Here is a 19,671-nt window from a genome sequence, read left to right on the forward strand (position 1 = left end):
GCCCCGGCCGCCCCGCGCCTCGGCGAAGGTCCCGCTCGGCCGCCGGCTGAAGCGGGACCGGACCCTGCTCCTCATGACGCTGCCCGCGCTCCTGCTGGTCCTGGTCTTCAACTACATACCGATCCTCGGCAATGTGATCGCCTTCCAGGACTACGACCCCTACGTCTCCACCAACGGCGTCACCGCCATGCTGGAGAGCCCCTGGGTCGGCCTCGCCCAGTTCGAGCGGGTCTTCTCCGACCCCTCGTTCTGGCACGCGGTGGAGAACACCTTCGTCCTGTTCCTCCTCCAGCTCGTCCTCTTCTTCCCGGTGCCGATCGCCCTCGCGCTGCTCATCAACAGCGTGCTGCGGCCCAGGGTGCGGGCGATCGTCCAGGCGGTGCTCTACCTGCCGCACTTCTTCTCCTGGGTCCTGGTCGTCACCGTCTTCCAGCAGATCCTCGGCGGCGCCGGCATCATCGCGCAGACCCTGCGGGAACATGGCCGCGAGGGCTTCGACCTCATGACCGACCCGGAGATCTTCAAGTACCTGGTCACGGTCGAGGGCATCTGGAAGGACGCGGGGTGGGGCGTCATCGTCTTCCTCGCCGCGCTCGCCGCCGTCAACCAGGACCTGTACGAGGCCGCGGCGATGGACGGCGCGAACCGATGGCGCCGGATGTGGCACGTCACGCTGCCCGCGTTGCGGCCGATCATCGCGCTCCTCCTCGTCCTGCGGGTCGGTGACGCGCTCACCGTCGGCTTCGAGCAGCTGCTGCTGCAGCGCGACGCGGTCGGCCCCGGCGCCGCGGAGGTCCTCGACACCTTCGTCTGGTGGACGGGTCTGCGCAGCCAGGACTTCAGCTACGCGGCGGCCGCCGGACTGATCAAGGGAGTCGTCGGCCTCGTGCTCGTGCTCTCGGCGAACAAGGCGGCCCATCTCATGGGCGAGCAGGGGGTGTACCGGAAATGACCGTGACGACGACAGGACCGGGCCGGACGCAGGCCGGCCCAGGCGGGCGATGGGCCGCCCCCGCCCGCCCCGTCTGGGAGGAACCGCCCACCCGTACCGGCCTCACCGCCAAAGGCGCCGTCCTGGCCCTGGCCTGCCTCGCCGTGCTCTTCCCGCTCTGGATCGTGGTCGTCACCAGCCTCTCCTCCAAGCGGACCATCACGGAGGCCGGCGGACTGGTCGTCGTCCCGAAGGACATCACCTTCATCGCCTACCAGGAGCTGCTCAGCGGCGGCCAGGTCACCCGCGCCGCACTCGTCAGCGTCGGTGTGACGGTGGCCGGCACCCTCTTCTCGATGACCGTCTCGGTCCTCTGCGCCTACGGTCTGTCCCGGCCGGGTTCCCTCGGCCACCGCGCCATCCTGCTGACGCTGATGGCCACCATGTTCTTCGGCGCCGGGCTGATCCCCACCTATCTGCTCGTGCAGACGCTCGGTCTCACCGACACCTATCTCGCGCTGATCCTGCCGAGCGCCGTGAGCGTCTTCAACATCCTGGTGCTGCGCGGGTTCTTCATGGGCGTCTCGCCCGAACTCATCGACAGCGCCCGCATCGACGGCGCCGGCGACCTGCGCATTCTCTGGCAGATCGTGATGCCGCTGTCCCGTGCGGTGATCGCCGTCATCACCCTCTTCTACGCGGTGGGGTACTGGAGCGCCTGGTTCAACGCCTCGATCTACCTCAGCGACCAGAAGATGATGCCGCTGCAGAACGTCCTCATCCAGCTCGTGCAGAAGCAGGAGATCCCGGTGGGGCTCGGCCAGGCCGTCAAGGCCGGCCCGCTCTCCGGGGTCGCCGTCCAGATGGCCGTGATGGTGCTGGCTCTGCTGCCCGTCGCGGTCTTCTCCCCCTTCGTCCAGAAGCACTTCAAGAAGGGCATGCTGACCGGCGCCGTCAAGGGCTGAGCCCCAGGCCCGCGCGGCATCCCCCACCTTTCCCCGTCGAGCGTGAGGTCCGTCATGCCCCTGCCCCTGCCCAGGCCGATGGGCGTTCCTTCCCGGCGCGCCGTTCTCGCCGGAGCCGCCGCCGCGGCCGCCGCCACCGCCCTTCCCCTACGCCCGGGCACGGCGCGGGCCGCGACCCCGGCAGCCCCGGCCGACGCGGCGAGCGCGCCGTACCGCTGGCGCACCGCGGTCATCGGCGGCACCGGCTTCATCACCGGCGTCCTCTTCCACCCCGCCGTCCGCGGCCTCGCCTACGCCCGCACCGACATCGGCGGCGCCTACCGCTGGGACAACGCCTCCGCCCGCTGGACCCCGCTCACCGACCACCTCGGCTGGGACGACTGGAACCTCCTCGGCGTCGAGGCCCTCGCCGTCGACCGGTCCCACCCCGACCGCCTCTACCTGGCCCTCGGCACCTACAGCCAGCCATGGGCCGGCAACGGCGCCGTCCTGCGCTCCGAGGACCGCGGCGCGACCTGGTCCCGCACCGACCTCACCGTCAAGCTCGGTGCCAACGAGGACGGCCGCGGCACGGGCGAACGCCTCCTCGTCGACCCCCGCGACAGCGACACGCTCTGGCTCGGCACCCGCCACGACGGCCTGCTGAGGTCCACCGACCGGGGCGCCACCTGGGCACCCGCGACCGGCTTCCCCGCCCGGCCCACCCCCAACGGCCAGGGCGTCACCTTCCTCACCGCCGCCGGCCGCACCGTCTACGCCGGCTGGGGCGACGACGGCCCCACCCTCCTGCGCTCGACCGCCACCGGCTGGGAAGCAGTCCCCGGCCACCCCACCGGCCCCACCGCCAAGGTCCCGGTCAGGGCCGCCTACGACGCCTGCGCCCACGAGCTGTACGTCACCTACGCCGACGCACCCGGACCCAACGGCCAGTCCACCGGATCGGTCCACAAGCTGCACACCGTCACGGGCCGCTGGACGGAGGTCACCCCCGTCCGCCCCGGCGGGACGACGGCCGACGGCTCCGCCGACACCTTCGGCTACGGCGGCGTCGCCGTCGACGCCCGCCGCCCCGGCACCGTCGTGGTCTCCACCAACAACCGCTGGGCCGACGTCGACACGCTCTTCCGCTCCACCGACGGCGGCGCGACCTGGACGTCACTCAAGAACACCGCTGTCTTCGACGTATCGGAGACTCCCTTCCTGAAGTGGGGCGACGAGCACCCCAAGTTCGGCTGGTGGATCCAGGCGCTCGCCCTCGATCCCTTCGACGCGAGACATCTGCTCTACGGCACCGGCGCGACCCTCTACGCGACCCGCGACCTCGTGCACTGGGCCCCGCGCGTGCGCGGCCTGGAGGAGTCCGCCGTGCGCCAGCTGATCTCGCCGCCGGTCGGGACGGCACATCTGATCAGCGGGCTCGGCGACATCGGCGTCATGTACCACGACAGCCTCACGGCGTCCCCCTCCCGCGGCATGGCAACGCGTCCCGTGTTCGGGTCGGCGACCGGGCTCGCGCAGGCCGCGCTGCGGCCCCGCCATGTCGTCCGCACCGGCTGGGGCGACCACGGCAACGGTGCGTACTCCACCGACGGGGGCCGGACCTGGGCGCCCTTCTCCGCCCAGCCCCCCATCGCCAAGGACGCACCGGGACCGATCGCCCTCGGCGCCGACGCCACGGCCATGCTCTGGTCCTTCGTGCACTGGGACGGCACCAGACACGCCACGCACCGCTCCACCGACAACGGCGCGACCTGGACCGAGATCTCCTCCTTCCCGAAGGGCGCCACGCCGGTCGCCGACCCGGCCGACCCGACGCTCTTCTACGCGTACGACACCGACACAGGAAACGTATACGTGAGCACTGACAGTGGCGCCTCGTTCACCGTCGGTGCCACCGGCCTCCCCGCGGGCGACAGCCAGTTCCGCATCGCCGCCGCACCGGGACGCCGCGGCGACCTGTGGCTCTCCGCCAAGTGGAACGGCCTCTACCGTTCCACCGACGCCGGCCGCACCTTCACCAAGGTGACCAGCTGCTGGGCCTCGTACGCCCTCGGCTTCGGCAAGCCCGCCGAGGAGGGCGGCTACTCGGCGGTCTACCAGACCGGGGCCACGGCCGACGTCGTCGGCGTCCACCGCTCCGACGACGAGGGCGCGAGCTGGACCCGTATCAACGACGACGCCCACCAGTGGGGATGGACCGGCGAAGTGATCACCGGCGACCCGCGCGTGTACGGCCGCGTCTACCTCGGCACCAACGGCCGGGGCATCCAGTACGGAGACATCGCCTGATGCCGAGCCTCGACGACGTGACCCGCCCCGACGGCGGCCGGCCGCCCCGCATCCTCTTCGGAGGCGACTACAACCCCGAGCAGTGGCCGGAGGAGACCTGGCCCGAGGACGTCCGCCTCATGAAGGAGGCCGGCGTCAACTCGGTCACCCTCGGCGTCTTCTCCTGGGCGAGGATCGAACCCCGCCCCGGTGCCAGGGAGTTCGGCTGGCTCGACCGGCTCATGGACCTCATGCACGAGAACGGCATCGGCGTCGTGCTCGCCACCCCCACCTCGTCGCCCCCGCCCTGGATGGGACGCCTCCACCCCGAGACCCTGCCGCGCGACGCGAACGGCCTGACCGAGTGGTGGGGCTCACGCCAGCACTTCTCCCACTCCAGCCCCGTCTACCGGCGCTACGCCGCCGCCCTCACCGAGGACCTCGCCGCCCGCTACGGGAGCCACCCCGCCCTGACCATGTGGCACATCAACAACGAGTACTGCACCTACGACTGGGGGGACGAGGCGGCACGCACCTTCCGCACCTGGCTCCAGCGGAGGTACGCCACCCTCGACGCCCTCAACACCGCCTGGGGCGCCGCCTTCTGGAGCCAGGGCTACGCCTCCTGGGACGAGATCCTCCCGCCCCGGCACGCGCACTACATGAAGAACCCCACCCACGTGCTCGACTTCAAGCGCTACACCTCCGACATGCTCCTGGAGTGCTACCGCGCCGAGCGCGACATCGTCCGCCGCCACACCCCGCACATCCCGGTCACCACCAACTTCATGCCGTTCTGGACCGGCCAGGACGCCTGGGCGTGGGCCCCGGAGGAGGACCTCGTCTCCGTCGACATCTACCCGGACCCGAAGGACCCGCACGGCGGCCAGTACAACGCCATGATCGGCGACATGACCCGCTCCCAGGCGGGCGGCGGCCCGTGGATGGTCATGGAGCAGGCGGCCGGACCCGTCAACTGGCGGGGCGTCAACCACCCCAAGCCGTACGGGCTCAACCGCCTCTGGTCGCTCCAGTCCGTCGCCCACGGCGCCGACGGCCTGTGCTACTTCCAGTGGCGCCAGTCCCGCCAGGGGGCGGAGAAGTTCCACTCCGGGATGGTCGGCCACGCCGGGCAACAGGGCCGGGTCTTCCGCGAGGTCAAGGAGATCGGCCACGAACTCAGCCTGCTCGGTGCGGAGGTGGCGGGCCGCCGGGTGACCGCCGACGTGGCCGTCCTGCACGACTGGAACTCCTGGTGGGCCGGCGAACAGGACGGGCGGCTCTCCGCTCTCGTCGACTACACCGAGATCGTCCGTGCCTGGCACCGCGCCCTGTGGGAGGCACACACCACCACCGACTTCGCGCACCCCGCGCACGATCTCTCCGCCTACCGGCTCGTCGTCGTCCCGCACCTCTACCTCCTCGACGACACGGCGATCGAGAACCTGCTCGGCTACGTCCGCGCCGGCGGCACCCTGGTCTGCGGCTTCCTCACCGGAGTGGCCGACGAGGACGACCGCGTCCGCCCCGGCGGGATCGACCCGCGCCTGCGCGAACTCCTCGGCATCGCCACCCTCCACGAGTGGTGGCCCCTGGACGCCGACGAACGGGCCGACTGCGGCGACTTCCACGGCACGCACTGGTCCGAGGAGCTGACCCCCGCACCCGGAGCCGAGACGGTCGCCTCCTACAAGGGCGGCGAGCTCGACGGGCTGCCGGCCGTCCTGCGCAACGGCCGCGCCTGGTACGTCTCCACACTGCCCGAACCGACCGCGCTGCGCACCCTCCTCACCCGCATCGCCCATGAGGCGGGGGTGCGGCCGGTCCTCGACGGCCTCCCCGACGGCGTCGAGGCCGTACGCCGCGGCGAGCTGCTCTTCCTGCTCAACCACCAGCGCGAGGAAGCGACCGTACGGATCCCGGGCCGCCACCGCGACCTGCTCACCGGTGTAGTCGTCGAAGGCTCGCTGCGGCTGGGCCGGTACGGCGTGGCGGTGCTGGGGGAGCCGTCGTGACGGGGGCGGCGGCGGGGGAGTCCGGAGCGGTCCACGGTACGTGGGAGGCCTCGCCCGCGCGCCGCTGGGAGGACTGTCTCCTCAGCGGCAACGGCCGGCACGGGGCCATGGTCTTCGGCGACCCGGACGACGACCGTGTGATCATCACCCACCACACGCTCGTACGGCCGAACAACGCCGAGGAGGACACCCGGCCCCCACGCCTCGCCGATCGGCTCGCCGGCCTCCAGGACCGCCTCCTGGCCGGCGACGTCACCGCCGCCGAGCGCTTCACCGACGGACGTCCGGTGCGCTGGGTCCGTCCCTTCCACCCCGGCTTCCAGACCCGGCTGCGCTGCGGTGCCGGTGGGGCGGCGTCCCATTTTCGACGGAGCGTCGACTACACCACGGGAGTGGTGAGCGCCGTGCGCGGCAGGCGGCACAGCGAGGTCTTCGTCTCCCGTGCGGACGACGTCGTCGTCCAGTACGTGACCGCCCCGGGATCCGAGGCGGAACTGCGCCTCGACCACCGGCTGCCGGGTGCGCCGGAGGGTATGGCCGTCGGTCGCGGCATGGCGCTCACCCCGGACGGCGCCCTCCTCACCCTCCGCGCGGGCTACCCCGGCAGCCGTCTCGGCTTCACGGGGGTGTCGCTGGCCGTCGCGGACGGGGGCCGTACGGAGATCACCCCGGCGGGCGTACGGTTCGAGGGGGCGCGGGCGCTGCTCGTCCTGACCCGCGTACGCCGCCATGAGGGCGAGGCGGACATCGCGGCCGAGACCGGTGCACTGCGCGCCCTCCTGGCCCGCCCGGACGCCCCCGGCGACGCGGCCCGCACGGCCGCCGACCGTGAGCCTGCCCCCGCCGGCCAGGGCCTCCCGGACCAGGACACCGCCGACCAGGACCCCTTGGATCAGGGCCTCCCGAAGCAGGGCTCCGCCGACCAGGACCTCCCGGAGCGGGATCCCGCCGACCAGGCCACCGCCCCTGCGGACCAGGACCCGTCCGCCGGCCGCGATGCCCCAGCCGACGGGAGCGCCCCTGCCGGCCGGGACCTCGCCGCCTGTCACGCCCGGCTGCTCGCCCGCCATGTCGCCCTGCACCGCCCGGCCTACCAGCGCGTCACCCTCGACCTCGGCGCCGATCCGGCCGAACGCGCGCTCCCCGGCACCGCGCTGCTTCGCCTCCCGCACAGCCCCGCCCTCCTGGAGCGGCTCTTCGCCGCCGGGCGCTATCACCTCCTCTCCGCCTCCGGGCTGCTCCCGCCCCGCCTCACCGGCCTGTGGACCGGCGACTGGAACACCGCCTGGTCCGGCGCCTTCACCACCGACGCCAACCTCAGCCTCCAGACCGCCTCGGCCGTGGCCGCCGACCTCCCCGAGGTGACGGAGGCTCACGCACGGTTCGTCCAAGGCCAGCTGCCGGACTGGCGGGACAACGCCCGGGACATCTTCGGCGCCCGCGGCATCGTGGCCCCCGCCCACACGGACGGCGTCACGGGACACACGTACCACTTCAGCCGCCCCTACCCCCTCCACCTCTGGACCGCAGGCGCCGACTGGCTCCTCGCACCGCTCGTGGAGCACGACGAGACCCGGGGGGCCCGCGATCCCCTCCTCGCCGTCGCTCTCGGCGAACTCGCCGACTTCTACGAGGACTTCCTGACCCGGACCGGGCCCGACGGCACTCTCGCCGTCGTCCCCTCCTACTCGCCGGAGAACCGCCCCGCCAACGCCGGCTGGGGCACGGTCAACGCCACCATGGACCTCACCGCCGCCCGTCACGCCCTGGAGACGGCAGCCGCCTACGACCCCGGCCCGGCCGCCGACCGCCGGCGCGCGCTCGCCCGCCGCCTCCCGCCGTACCGGATCAACGACGACGGCGCGCTCGCCGAATGGGCCTGGCCCGGGCTGGACGACACCTACGACCACCGCCACCTCAGCCACCTCTACGCCGTGTGGCCGCACACCGAGATCAATCCGTACGACACCCCCGACCTGGCCGAAGCCGCCCACCGCGCTCTCGAACTGCGGGGCGCCGAGAACGACTCCGCGCACGGGCACATCCACCACGCCCTGATCGCGGCCCGGCTGCGCGACGCGCCCCGCGCCGAGGCGGCCCTGCGCAGGGTTCTCGCGGGCGACTACTTCCACGACTCGCTGATGAGCTCCCACTACCCGGACCGCGACGTGTACAACGCCGACGCCGCCCACGCCCTGCCCGCCCTGCTCATCGAGATGCTGGTGCAGTCCACGCCCGAGCGCCTCGTCCTGCTCCCCGCTCCCCCCACCGCCCATCCGCGCGGCCGGCTCACCGGCGTCCGCACCCGGTTCGGCGCCCGGATCGACCTCACGTGGGCGCCGGGAACGTACACCGCCGTCGTCCGTCCCACCCGCGACCACCGTGTCGACCTCAGAACACCCGCCGGATCGCGCCCGCTCGACCTGCGCGCCGGTGAGGACCGCGTGCTCACCCCCGAGCCGCGGTAGACCCCCCACAGGGAAAGGCACCCACCATGCCACGACGCACGACTCCGCTCGCCCGGCTGCGCACCGCGCTGCTCGCACCCGCCCTGGCCCTCGGCGCCACACTCGGCCTCGCCGCCGCCCCGGCCGAGGCCGCCGTCTGGAACACCTGCGACCAGTGGGGGAACAGCGACCTCGGCGGATACACGCTCTACAACAACATCTGGGGAGCCGGCGCCGGCAGCCAGTGCGTCTGGGCCAACTCCGGTACGAACTGGGGCGTCTGGGCGAACCACCCCGACACCGGCGGCATCAAGTCCTACCCCAACGCCAAGAAGACCGTGAACAAGAGGATCAGCGCCTTCACCACCCTGACCAGCAGCTACAACGTCACGGTCCCGTCCTCCGGCGCGTTCAACAGCTCCTACGACATCTGGGACACCGACTACGACTACGAGATCATGCTCTGGGTCAACGACACCGGCGCCGTCGGCGCGCTGGGCGACTACCAGGGCACGGCCGGCCTCGGCGGCCACACCTGGCGGGTGTACAAGGGGAAGGTCCCCCACGCCGACGGCAGCCACCACGACGTCTTCTCGTTCCTGCGGACCTCGGACTCGACGTCCGGGACCGTGAACATCCTGCCGATCCTCAAGTGGATCAAGGACACGAAGGGGTGGATGGGCGACGAGACCATCGGCGACGTCCAGTTCGGCTTCGAGATCACCTCGTCGTCCGGCGGCAAGGACTTCCGCGCCAACAGTCTGACGATCAACGCGAGCTGACCTCAGGGGCCGGTCCCGAGCTGTCCCGCACGGTCAGCTCGGGCGGCAGGAGGACGACCTCCTCGCCCGGGCGGTCCTGCAGCTTGGCCATCAGAAGCTCCACCGCCCGCCGCCCGAGCTCCTGCGCGGGGACCGCGACGGAGGTGAGCCGGACGGAGGCCTGGGCGGCGACCTGTTCGGGACATACGGCGACCACGGAGACGTCCTCCGGTACGGCGCGCCCGTCCTGGCGCAGCAGGGCGAGCAGCGGCTCCACCGCTGCCTCGTTCTGTACGACGAACCCGGTGGTGCCCGGCCGTTCGTCGAAGATCCTGCCGAGCGTCCCGGCGAGGGGGCCGTAGCCGCCCTCGCACGGCCGGTGCAGCACGCTGAGGCCCCGCCGCGCGGCGCGGTCGCGCAGCCCGGCGAGGGTCCGTTCGGCGAAGCCGGTGTGCCGTTCGTAGACGCCGGGCGCCTCGCCGATGACGGCGAGGTCCCGGTGTCCGAGGTCCGCCAGATGATCGGCGCACAGGGCGCCGGTCGCCGTGAAGTCGAGGTCGACGCAGGTGAGTCCCGAGGGGTCGGCCGGCAGTCCGACGAGGACCGCGGGCTGGCCGCCCGCTCGGAGCAACGGCAGCCGCTCGTCGTCGAGTTGGATGTCCATCAGGATCATCGCCTCGGCGAGTCCGCTGCCGGTGACGCGCTGCACCGCGGCGGGGCCCTCCTCGCCGGTGAGGAGGAGGACGTCGTAGCCGTGGACGCGGGCCGTGGTGGCGATGGCGATGGCGATCTCCATCATCACGGGCACGTACATGTCGGTGCGCAGCGGCACCGTCAGGGCGATGATGCGGGACCGGCTGCTGGCGAGGGCCCTGGCTCCGGCGTGGGGGTGGTAACCGAGGTGCTCGATGCTGTCGCGGACCCGCTGTCGGGTGACGGCGGAGATGGAGCGCTTGCCGCTGAGGACGTAGCTGACCGTGCTGGCCGACACTCCGGCGTGCCGGGCTACCTCGGCAAGGGTGACCATCCACACTCCCGGGTGTGTGAAGCGCTTCGATGCGGCGTCATGCGGTTCATCCGGCTCTGAACAGGGAGACCGTATCTCGGGGAGACGGAGGTGTCCAGGTGTCGGGCTGATCACGTCGAAGCGCTTCGATCCCTCTGTGCGTCGGGTCAACCGGTCGCTGGCGGGACGACCGCGACCGGGCAGTGCGCGTGATGCAGGACGGCGTGGGCGACCGAGCCCATGAGGAGCGACTCGACCCGATGCCGGTGATGGCGGCCCACCACCACGAGACCGGCGACGCGGGAACCCTCGACGAGCCGCCCCGCCGCGTCCGCCGGAACGACCGTGGGCGTGACCTCGACGTCCGGATACCGCGCGGTGAACGGACGCAGCCGCTCCTCCTGCTGCCGTGCCGTCTCGCGGACCAGGTCCGGAACGTCGTCCACGGGCAGGGGCGGCGGTACCTGCAGGGCGGGAGCCGGCGGGCCGACCAGCATGACCGGCGACGGCGGAAGCCGGTAGGCGGTCACCGCTTCGAGGCCCACCTCCCGCCGCTGGGCGGCCTCGAAGGCGAAGTCCAGGACCTCGTCCGAGGTCTCCTCGACATGGAGCCCGACCAGGACCCGGCCCGCCGCCGCGTCGCTCTCCAGGGACGCGGTGCGCGCCTCGTGCGGAACGACGACGACCGGACAGGGCGCCGCCGAGGCCAGAGCCCGGCTGGTGGAGCCGAGCAGCAGGCTCGCGAAGCCGCCCCGCCCACGGGACCCGACGGCCAGCAGCCGAGCGGCGCCGGCCGCCCCGAGCAGGGCGTCGGTCACCGAGCCGTCGAGCGACGCGTACCGTACGGGCACCTCTTGGGCCCGGCCTTCGATCCACGCACGGACGCCGTCGACGACCGTGTCGGGGATCGTGGGCGCCTCGCCCAGCGAGGCGATGCGGGCGGCCCCGAGCTGGAGCTCCTCCGGGCGTACATGGGCCACGACGAGGGGAGCGCCGAGCCCGCGGGCGGCGCTCAGCGCCCACTCCAACGCCCTGTGGCTGTGCTCCGAACCATCCACACCCACGACAACCGACTTTTCGCTCATAACCAGATCATTTCAGGCCGCGGGCCGGCCCGCCCGGCACGACGCCCGCACTGCGCACGGAACGACGCCCGGCACGGCGCCCGGCCGGCCCGAAACGGCGCCCGGCCGGTCAAGCCATAGGGTGGGGCCCAGCGGGACAGGAGAGGTGGAAACTGTGAGTCAACAGCACGCGGAATACGACGTCTTGGTGATCGGCGGCAGCGGCGTGGACATCGTCATCCGGGTCGACTCCCTGCCCGTCCCGCTCGCCGACTCCGTCCATGTCGGTCCGATCGAGGAGTGGCCCGGCCACACCGGGGCGAACGTCGCTCTCGGGGCGCGGGCGCTCGGCCTGCGCGTGGCGTTCCTGGACTGCATCGGCGACGACTGGACCGGTGCGCTGGTGCGCGAGCGCCTCGCCAAGGGCGATGTGGAGTTCGACGCCGTGATCTCGGCGGCGGGCACGCGCCGGGCGGTGAACCTTGTGGACGCGACCGGGCGCCGGATGTCGTTCTACGACGGGCGCGACCCCGCCGATCTGCGCATGCCGCGGGAGGTGTACCTGCCCCGGCTGCGCCGCGCGCGCCACGTCCACCTCTCCATCACGAACTTCACGCGCTTCCTGTACGACGACATCGAGGACCTCGGGATCCCCGTCTCCACCGATCTGCACGACTGGGACGGACTGGCGGAGCACCACCGGGAGTTCGCTCTCCGCTCCGATCTCGTCTTCCTCAGTGCGGAGGGAGCCGGCGAGGGAACCCCCGCCCTGATGCGCGAGATCCTCCGCGAGGGCCGCGCCCGGACCGTGGTCGCCACGGCGGGAGCGAACGGTTCCTACGTCCTCACCAGGGACGGCGGCCCGACGCCGCACCACGTACCGGCAGTCGTGCCCCCGTCGCCGGTCGTCGACACCAACGGCGCCGGCGACGCCTACGTCTCCGGCTTCCTGTACGGCAGGCTCGGCGGCCGTGACGTCCTCGACTGCGCCCGCCTGGGCACCGTGGCGGGAGCCCACGCCTGTACGGCACCGGGCTCCACCGCTCTCATCGGCCCCGAGGCCCTGTCGGCGGCCTTCGGAGAGTGACGCCGACGCACCACCCCCGGTGGACGGGACACCCCACCGTCCACCGGCGTTCACCCGTCCACCGGCGCTCACCCGTCCACCGGCGCTCACCCGTCCACCGGCGCCCACGCCGGGCGCCGGTGCGCGGCGGGGGAGAGGAGGGATCAGCCCCGTGAGGCGGCCTTCACGTGCTCGATCACCTCGGTGTACTCCTTCGTCGGCGAGAAGTCCACGTAGTCGCAGTCCTCGAGCGCCTCGGGAGCGTGACCCGGAGGCCAGTAGAAGGCCTCACCGGCCTCGTAGACATGGTCCCCGTCCTTGGTACGCATCTTCAGGCGGCCGGAGAAGAGATACCCCCAGTGCGGGCACTGGCACAGGTCGTCCGTCATGCCCTTGAGGGCGGGCCCCATGTCCGTGCCGGCGGGCAGGTGGACGAAGGACACGCTGGTGTCGCCGCCGATGTCCCGCGTCCGCAGTTCCACGCCGTTGCCCTCGATGGCCACGGGTGTGTCGTTCCGCGTCGTTGCCGTCATGGCGCCTCCACGGCTGATCCGCTCCGGTGCTCGCCGGAGCTGAGCTGTCCCGGTGTACGGCTTCTCCTCCCAGTCTCCCCCCGCGCGCCCGGCCCGGCCCGCCGGGTGCGGGCGGGGCGGCCGGACGCGGGGGCGGAGTCAGCCCGTGAACGGTGGCAGGGCGGCGAACTCCGGAACCACCTCGACGCCCTCGGCGAGCGCCCCGAGCACCGCCCTGACCCGGGTCAGCGGGTGATCGGGGAACCGGTCGTCGAACCGGGCGTGGTCAGCGGCGTGGAAGGGCAGGCCGCCCTGGACCTCCGGTGCGTAGGGGTGGGGCCGGAAGAAGGCGTCGGGACCGACCTCGGCCATCACCATCGCCTCCCGCATGCCGGTCGTCCCGCGCTCGGGCGCCTGGACCTTCACGACGGTGCTGCACCGGGCGCGGGGGACGGTGAAACTGCCGATGAAGACCTGGCCGTGGGCCTGACCGGGCATCGGCAGCTTCAGTATCTGTCGCAGCGCGGGCAGTCCGCCCAGCGGCTTCACCGACGCCTCGATCAGCCCGCCTCCGGCCTGGGCGGTCATCCGCGTCAGCGCGGCACGCAGCGAGGGGCCGTCGTCCAGCGCGGCGGGCAGGTCGGGAGGCAGCCCGAAGAAGTGCAGCGACACCACGTCGCCCGCGTCATTGACCCAGACATCGGGTTCGACGTTCCGGAATCCCGGCAGTTCCATGCCGACAAGTGCTCTCATGACCGGTGATGATGGCGTACGCCCCCGTCGCAGGTGAACGAAGGGGGGTACGAGAGCGCCACCTGGCCTTCGAGCCCTACCGCGCAGACCTGTCGTGGAACAGCGCCTCCGGACCGAGCAGCCGGTCGGGCACCGTCCGCGTACTCCGCATACTCTGCGGACTCTGCGGGCCCGCACGGCGAGCCGACGCGGCAGGCCCGGCGAGTGCGCCGTCGACGTGTGCGTACAGCGCGTCGGTGATGGGATCCGGCAGCGGATTGCCCTGGTCGTCGAAGCGCTGGTACTTCATCAGGTTGTAGCCGACGGCGACCTGTCGGCTGCCGTCCTCGGTGGAGAGGGCCCAGGTACCGGCGCCGAAGACCGCGCCGTCGTGTCCCCAGTACCAACCACCGCTGGGCATCCGCAGGGTGTAGATGCCCAGGCCGTACCGCATCAGGGGCTCCTCGCCCGGCGGTGTCTCGTAGGCGGGGACGGTGGTCTTCATCGCCCGCAGCTCCGCCGGGCCCAGCAGGCGGCCACTGAGCAGCGTGCGGTAGAAGTCGTTGAGATCGCGCGTCGTCGAGACCAGGGCGCCGGCCGTGCCGGCCCAGGACATGTCGTACACGCTGTAGTCGCGCGGCGGGTCGATCAGACCGAACATCGATTCGTACATTCCGGCGTGCGGCCCCCGGATGTACGGCGAGCGGGGGAAGTAGGTGTGGCGCAGGCCGGCCTTGTGGATGACGTTCCGGGTGAGGTACGCCTCGGGCTCCTGGCCCGTGACGCGCTTCAGGAGCAGCCCGGCGAGGATGTAGTTGGTGTTGGAGTAGGAGTGCTTCCCGCGCTCCGCGACGGGCGGGGCCGCGAGACCCAGGCGGACCAGCTCCTCAGGGGCGATATGGCGCGAGCGGTGCTCGTCGAGGACCTTGCCGGGGTTCTCCAGGACGCCGGGGAAGGCGGGCAGGACGTAATCCGCGATGCCACTGGTGTGGTTGAGCAGCATGCGTACGGTGATCTGCCGTCCGCGCTCGCCGGGAACGAGGTCGGGCAGATAGCGGCCGATCGGGGCGTCCAGGTCGATGCGGCCCGCGCCGACCTGCTGGAGGACGCCGACGGCGGTGAAGGTCTTGGTGATGCTGCCGATCCGGTGCTCGAAGTCGGTCCGCGCCGGCCGTCCGGTGTCCACGTCAGCGACGCCGGTCGCTCCGCGCCACTGCGCGGAGCCGTCGCGGACCGCCGACCAGGCGCCGTACATGCCGGCCTCGTGGAAGGCGTCCAGGGAGGCGCGCAACGCCGCGCGGTCGAGGGGGCGGCCCGTGAGGACGGAAGCGGTCGGGGCGGCGGGGGAGGCGGTGCCGGGGGAGGCGGCCTGTGCGGGTAACGCGGCGGCGGAGAGGGCGAGTACGGTCGCCGCGGCGACCGCGGAGAGGCGGACTCCGCGGAGCGCGGCGGAGGGCGTCGGGCGGGGCGAAGACATTCGAAGGCCTGCTTTCGTCGACGGTGCTTGCGTCATGGACGACCGGTGGTGATCACATCCTTGCGGCGCCGTCCCGGCCCGCCCTCCGCCTCCAGGAGGATCCTGCGCACAGGAAGAGGTGACATTTGTCAGGAGTGGCGGCCCTCGGGGCCCCCGGTCCGGCTCCCGTGGGGCGGGCGCGCGATGGCACACTGGCCGCTGATCGTCCTGAGGAGCCCACGTGCCGATAATCCGCAACCTCCGGCGCAGTGTCCGCCGCGCCTATCGCCGGACCGTCGACCTGAGTCACCCGGCGCGCTCGCCGCTGGGAACCGCCGTCGTCAACTGCGTGCTGTACGAGGACGGGGCGCGGCAGCAGGGGGCGTGCCCCGCGCACGAGGCGGTGCGGCGGGTCCGCAAGTCCGGCGACGGATTCGTCTGGATCGGTCTGCACGAGCCGTCCGTGGAGGAGTTCGCGGGGCTCGCCGAGCTGTTCGGGCTGCATCCGCTGGCCGTCGAGGACGCCGTCCACGCCCATCAGCGGCCCAAACTGGAGCGGTACGACGACACGCTCTTCGCCGTCTTCAAGACGGTCCGCTACGTCGAGCACGAGGAGCTCACCGCCACCAGCGAGGTCGTGGACACCGGCGAGCTGATGGTGTTCACGGGTTCCGACTTCGTCATCACGGTCCGGCACGGCAGGCACGGTTCCCTCGGCCCGCTGAGGGAGGCCCTGGAGGCGGAGCCCGAGCAGCTGGCCAAGGGGCCCGCGGCCGTGCTCCACGCCATCGCGGACCATGTGGTCGACGACTACCTGGCCGTCGCGGACGCCGTGCAGAACGACATCGACGCCGTCGAGACCGCGGTCTTCAGCGAGCACTCCTCCCGCAACGACGCGGGCCGGGTCTACCAGCTGAAGCGGGAACTCCTCGAACTGAAGCGGGCGGTGACCCCGCTCCATCGCCCCTTGCAGGCCCTGGCCTCCCAGCCGCTGCCGCTGATCGGCCCCGACATCCAGCCGTACTTCCGTGACGTCGCCGACCATCTGTCCCGGATCACCGAACAGATCACGTCGTTCGACGCCCTGCTCGACTCCATCCTGCAGGCCCATCTCGCCCAGGTGACCGTCGCGCAGAACGAGGACATGCGCAAGATCACCGCCTGGGCGGCGATCATCGCCGTGCCCACCATGGTGTGCGGGGTGTACGGCATGAACTTCGAGCACATGCCGGAACTGCGCTGGACCTACGGCTACCCGTTCGTGCTCGGCGCGATGGCCGCGGCATGCTTCCTGCTCCACCGTAGCTTCCGCCGCAACGGCTGGCTCTGACGCAACGGCTGGCTCTGACGCGGCGGCCGGCTCTGACGCGGCGGCCGGCTCCGACGCCGAGCCGCCGGGCGTGCCGGAAATGAGCTGGACCGGCGAGGTCGTCCTGGCTACGGTGGTGTCATGTCCAGCCCCGAGTCGGACAGACGCGTGCCACCGGCCGCCCGGTGGCTCCCCGTTCTGTCCCACTGAAGCACCGCGGCCTCTGAGGCCGTTCGCCGTGCTGCCCGTCGGCAGGACAGGGCCGTAGCCGTCGGACGTCGCCGCTCGCCCCTCGCCCGGGGAAGCGGACCCTTCGCGGAGCGACCCCTCCGACGCTTCCCCTCCTCGCGCGGTGTTCGCGCATGCCCCTCGCACCGGCGTCGACCGACGCGGGTGCGATCGACGCTGCTGCCCGGCTGTGGAGTCCTTCGATGCCTTTCGCCCTGTACCTGCTCGGACTGGCGGTCTTCGCCCAGGGAACGTCCGAGTTCATGCTCGCCGGCCTGCTGCCGGACATCGCCACCGACCTCGGGGTGTCCCTCCCCACCGCGTCCGCACTGACCTCGGCGTTCGCGCTGGGAATGATCGTGGGCGCGCCGCTGATGGCGCTCCTGGGCCGACCGTGGTCCCGGCGGACCGCGCTGCTCGCCCTGCTCGGCACCTTTCTGCTCGTCCACGTGCTCGGCGCGGTCACCCCGCACCTCGGAGTCCTGCTCGCGACCCGGGTGGTCGCGGCTCTCGCCAACGCCGGATTCCTCGCCGTGGCGCTGGTGACGGCGGCGGACGTGGCCCCGCCGCACGCCCGGGGGCGAGCGACCTCCGTCCTGCTCGGCGGCACCACGCTCGCCTGCGTCACGGGTGTTCCCGGCGGCGCGCTCCTCGGTCAACTTCTCGGCTGGCGCTCGGCGTTCTGGGCCGTTGCCCTGCTCTCCGTACCGGCACTCGTCGCGATCCTACGGTCGGTGCCGGTGCCGGTGCCGGTGCCGGTGCCGGTGCCGATGCCGACACGAGTGCCGGCCGGTTCCACCGGCACCGCCGCCTCCACGGGCGGAGTGCGAGCGGAACTGCGGGTGTTGCTCCGGCCCCGACTGCGGATGACGCTCCTGGTGTGTGCCCTGGTGAACGCCGCCACCTTCTGCGGATTCACCTACCTCGCCCCGGTGATCACCGATGTCACCGGGCTCGCCGCCGCGTGGATCCCCGCACTTCTGGCCCTTTTCGGCGTGGGCTCGTTCGTCGGGGTCGCGCTCGCCGGCCGGGCGGCCGACGACCACCCGCGCCCCCTCGTGGTGGGCGGGGCGCTCGCATCGGTCGTTGGCTGGGGGCTGTTCGCCCTCGCAGCGGGCAGCGTCGCGGCGACGGTCGCCCTCGTCCTGCTCATGGGAGCGCTGTCGTTCGGCGTCGGATCCACCCTGGTCGCCCAGGTCCTCCGCGGTGCGGCGGACGAGGCCCCCACCCTGGCCGGGGCCTTCGCCGTCATGGCGTTCAACGTCGGTGCGGCTGCGGGCCCTTGGCTCGGTGGCATCACGCTCGGCGCCGGGCTCGGCCCTCGGGCCCCGCTGTGGCTCAGCGCGTCCCTGGCGGCCCTCGCGGTGGCCACCGCCACCATCAGCCGTGGGTGGCGCGCAAAGAGGCGGAGTGCTCCCGCACCTGCTCGGGGGTGAGGTAGGCGTCGGTGTACTCGAAGTCGGCCAGCGTTCCGGACTTGGACGCCAGGAATCCCGTACGGACGAAGTCGTCGCCGGCCACGGCGTTGAGCAGCCAGTTCGTCATCACGCGAGCCTTGGCGACGTTCGTGCGCAGCGCCGACCAGTGGTACGCGCGCGCCACGGCCTGGGCGGGCAGGCCGTGCAGTTCGACACCGAGCGGCTTCGAGACGCCGTCCTTGCCGCCCAGGTCCACCACCAGGCCGAGATCCTTGTGGACGTAGGGATACGTCTGTTCGCCGCGCAGGGTCGCCACCAGGTTGTCGGCGACCTGCCGCCCCTGGCGCAGGGCGTGCTGAGCGGTCGGCGGGCAGATCGCGTCCTTCTCCTTCTTGGCCAGATCGGGGACCGCCGCCGCGTCGCCGAGCGCGTGCACGCCGTCCATACCGGGGACGACCATGTCCGCTCCGACCACCAGGCGGCCCCGGTGCGTCTCCGCGCCGAGCGTGCCGATGAGCGGACTGGCGGCCACGCCGGCCGTCCAGATCAGGGTGCGGCTGGGCAGCACCCGTCCGTCGGTGAGCGTCACGGTGTCGGCGTCCACGGAGGCCACCGACACGCCCAGCGAGACCTCGATCCCGCGACGGCGGAGGATGTCGAGCGCGGCGCGGCCCAGCTTCTCGCCCAGTTCGGGCATCAGGGCGGGGGCGATGTCCACCAGATGCCACTTGATCAGCTTCGGGTCGAGGCGCGGATAGCGCTTGATCGCGTTGTGGGTGAGCCGCTGCAGACACGCTGCCGTCTCCGTCCCCGCGTATCCGCCTCCCACGACCACGAACTGCAGCCGCGCCGCCCGCTCGGCCTCGTCCTGGCTCGCGTCGGCGAGATCGAGCTGGGCGATCACGTGGTCGCGGATGTAGACCGCCTCGGCGAGCGTCTTCATGCCCCGCGCGTGTTCCCCCAGACCGGGGATGTCGAAGGTACGCGTCACGCTGCCCGGCGCCAGCACGAGATGGTCGTACGGCTCGGGGACGAGGTCCCCGGTGATCGTCCGGACGACGCAGACCTTCGCCTTGGTGTCCACGCCGACGGCGCCGCCCGGGATGATACGGGTGCGGTGCCGCTCGCTGCGCCGCAGCGACAGCGCGACCGACTGGGGTGTCAGCACCCCGGCCGCCACCTGCGGCAGCAGCGGCAGATAGAGCTGGTAGGAGAACGGCGAGAGCAGCGAGATCTGCGCCTCCCGGCCGGTCAGCCGCCGCTCGAGTCGCCGAACGCAGGCCACTCCGGCGAAGCCTGCGCCCACCACGAGAATCCTCGGTCGCGTCACGGTGCCCGCCTTTCCGGTTCGTCGGTCCTCGGGTGTCGTCTTCTCCAGAACAGCTCACTTACTCCTGGAGTGCTGACTAACCCCTCGATACGATCGGAAACCCGGCGCGCCCGCCGAAGGAGTGACGCCGCCGCACGCCGGTCCAGGCTCCGGCCGTCGCGAC

The 19,671-nt window shown here is 72.2% G+C and carries 15 protein-coding genes; 9 read left to right on the forward strand and 6 right to left on the reverse strand.

Annotation, left to right across the window (positions count from 1 at the left end; genetic code table 11):
• The 6 genes from J7E93_RS20475 to J7E93_RS20505 all read left to right on the forward strand — a co-directional run.
• Nucleotides 1–952, forward strand: a 952-nt coding sequence (locus tag J7E93_RS20475) for a sugar ABC transporter permease (protein ID WP_215071366.1), incomplete at its 5' end; no start/stop codon positions are given.
• Nucleotides 949–1,896 carry a carbohydrate ABC transporter permease gene (locus J7E93_RS20480; RefSeq protein WP_215071367.1) on the forward strand — a complete coding sequence of 316 codons (948 nt, stop codon included), beginning with the start codon at nt 949–951 and terminating at the stop codon, nt 1,894–1,896. The genes J7E93_RS20475 and J7E93_RS20480, both read left to right, overlap by 4 nt.
• Nucleotides 1,897–1,950: 54 nt before the next feature.
• A complete protein-coding gene (locus tag J7E93_RS20485; RefSeq protein WP_251066830.1) occupies nt 1,951–4,185 on the forward strand; it encodes an exo-alpha-sialidase in 2,235 nt (744 codons plus the stop codon).
• Nucleotides 4,185–6,179, forward strand: a complete 1,995-nt coding sequence (locus tag J7E93_RS20490) for a beta-galactosidase (RefSeq protein WP_215071368.1) — start codon at nt 4,185–4,187, stop codon at nt 6,177–6,179. The genes J7E93_RS20485 and J7E93_RS20490 overlap by 1 nt, the downstream gene beginning before the upstream one ends.
• Nucleotides 6,176–8,647, forward strand: coding sequence for a glycoside hydrolase N-terminal domain-containing protein (locus tag J7E93_RS37220; RefSeq protein ID WP_308368729.1), 2,472 nt, complete (start codon nt 6,176–6,178; stop codon nt 8,645–8,647). Before J7E93_RS20490 ends, J7E93_RS37220 begins: the two co-directional genes overlap by 4 nt.
• Before the next feature lie 26 nt (nt 8,648–8,673).
• Complete coding sequence (locus tag J7E93_RS20505; RefSeq protein ID WP_215071369.1) at nt 8,674–9,408, forward strand: hypothetical protein; 735 nt, start codon at nt 8,674–8,676, stop codon at nt 9,406–9,408.
• Here the strand turns inward: J7E93_RS20505 and J7E93_RS20510 are convergent.
• Together J7E93_RS20510 and J7E93_RS20515 are read right to left on the reverse strand one after the other, a co-directional pair.
• Nucleotides 9,395–10,414: a LacI family DNA-binding transcriptional regulator gene (locus J7E93_RS20510; RefSeq protein WP_215071370.1), complete on the reverse strand. Its 1,020-nt coding sequence runs from the start codon at nt 10,412–10,414 to the stop codon at nt 9,395–9,397. The genes J7E93_RS20505 and J7E93_RS20510 overlap by 14 nt on opposite strands.
• A 146-nt stretch (nt 10,415–10,560) precedes the next feature.
• Nucleotides 10,561–11,478 carry a universal stress protein gene (locus J7E93_RS20515; protein WP_215071371.1) on the reverse strand — a complete coding sequence of 306 codons (918 nt, stop codon included), beginning with the start codon at nt 11,476–11,478 and terminating at the stop codon, nt 10,561–10,563.
• Nucleotides 11,479–11,632: 154 nt separating this feature from the next.
• Here J7E93_RS20515 and J7E93_RS20520 point away from each other — a divergent pair, with 154 nt between their 5' ends.
• Nucleotides 11,633–12,544 (forward strand): carbohydrate kinase family protein, encoded by a 912-nt coding sequence (locus J7E93_RS20520; protein WP_308368730.1) that lies wholly within the window; start codon nt 11,633–11,635, stop codon nt 12,542–12,544.
• Between the two features lie 143 nt (nt 12,545–12,687).
• On the opposite strand, the gene J7E93_RS20525 is transcribed toward J7E93_RS20520, so the two are convergent.
• The 3 genes from J7E93_RS20525 to J7E93_RS20535 form a co-directional block, all read right to left on the reverse strand.
• Entirely contained in the window at nt 12,688–13,056 is a 369-nt protein-coding gene (locus tag J7E93_RS20525; protein WP_215071372.1) for a hypothetical protein, read from the reverse strand.
• A 138-nt stretch (nt 13,057–13,194) separates the two neighbouring features.
• Entirely contained in the window at nt 13,195–13,788 is a 594-nt protein-coding gene (locus J7E93_RS20530; protein WP_215071373.1) for a hypothetical protein, read from the reverse strand.
• Nucleotides 13,789–13,864: 76 nt separating this feature from the next.
• Entirely contained in the window at nt 13,865–15,244 is a 1,380-nt protein-coding gene (locus tag J7E93_RS20535; RefSeq protein ID WP_215071374.1) for a serine hydrolase, read from the reverse strand.
• A 226-nt stretch (nt 15,245–15,470) separates the two neighbouring features.
• On the opposite strand from J7E93_RS20535, the gene corA reads away from it, so the two are divergent.
• Together corA and J7E93_RS20545 are read left to right on the forward strand one after the other, a co-directional pair.
• Nucleotides 15,471–16,553, forward strand: coding sequence for a magnesium/cobalt transporter CorA (gene corA, locus J7E93_RS20540; protein WP_374105409.1), 1,083 nt, complete (start codon nt 15,471–15,473; stop codon nt 16,551–16,553).
• A 410-nt stretch (nt 16,554–16,963) separates the two neighbouring features.
• Entirely contained in the window at nt 16,964–18,196 is a 1,233-nt protein-coding gene (locus tag J7E93_RS20545; RefSeq protein WP_215071376.1) for a Cmx/CmrA family chloramphenicol efflux MFS transporter, read from the forward strand.
• On the opposite strand, the gene J7E93_RS20550 is transcribed toward J7E93_RS20545, so the two are convergent.
• Nucleotides 18,141–19,508: an NAD(P)/FAD-dependent oxidoreductase gene (locus tag J7E93_RS20550; RefSeq protein ID WP_215071377.1), complete on the reverse strand. Its 1,368-nt coding sequence runs from the start codon at nt 19,506–19,508 to the stop codon at nt 18,141–18,143. The genes J7E93_RS20545 and J7E93_RS20550 overlap by 56 nt on opposite strands.
• Nucleotides 19,509–19,671 lie beyond the last annotated feature (163 nt).

Source organism: Streptomyces sp. ISL-36, assembly GCF_018614205.1.
Lineage (GTDB): Bacteria > Actinomycetota > Actinomycetes > Streptomycetales > Streptomycetaceae > Streptomyces.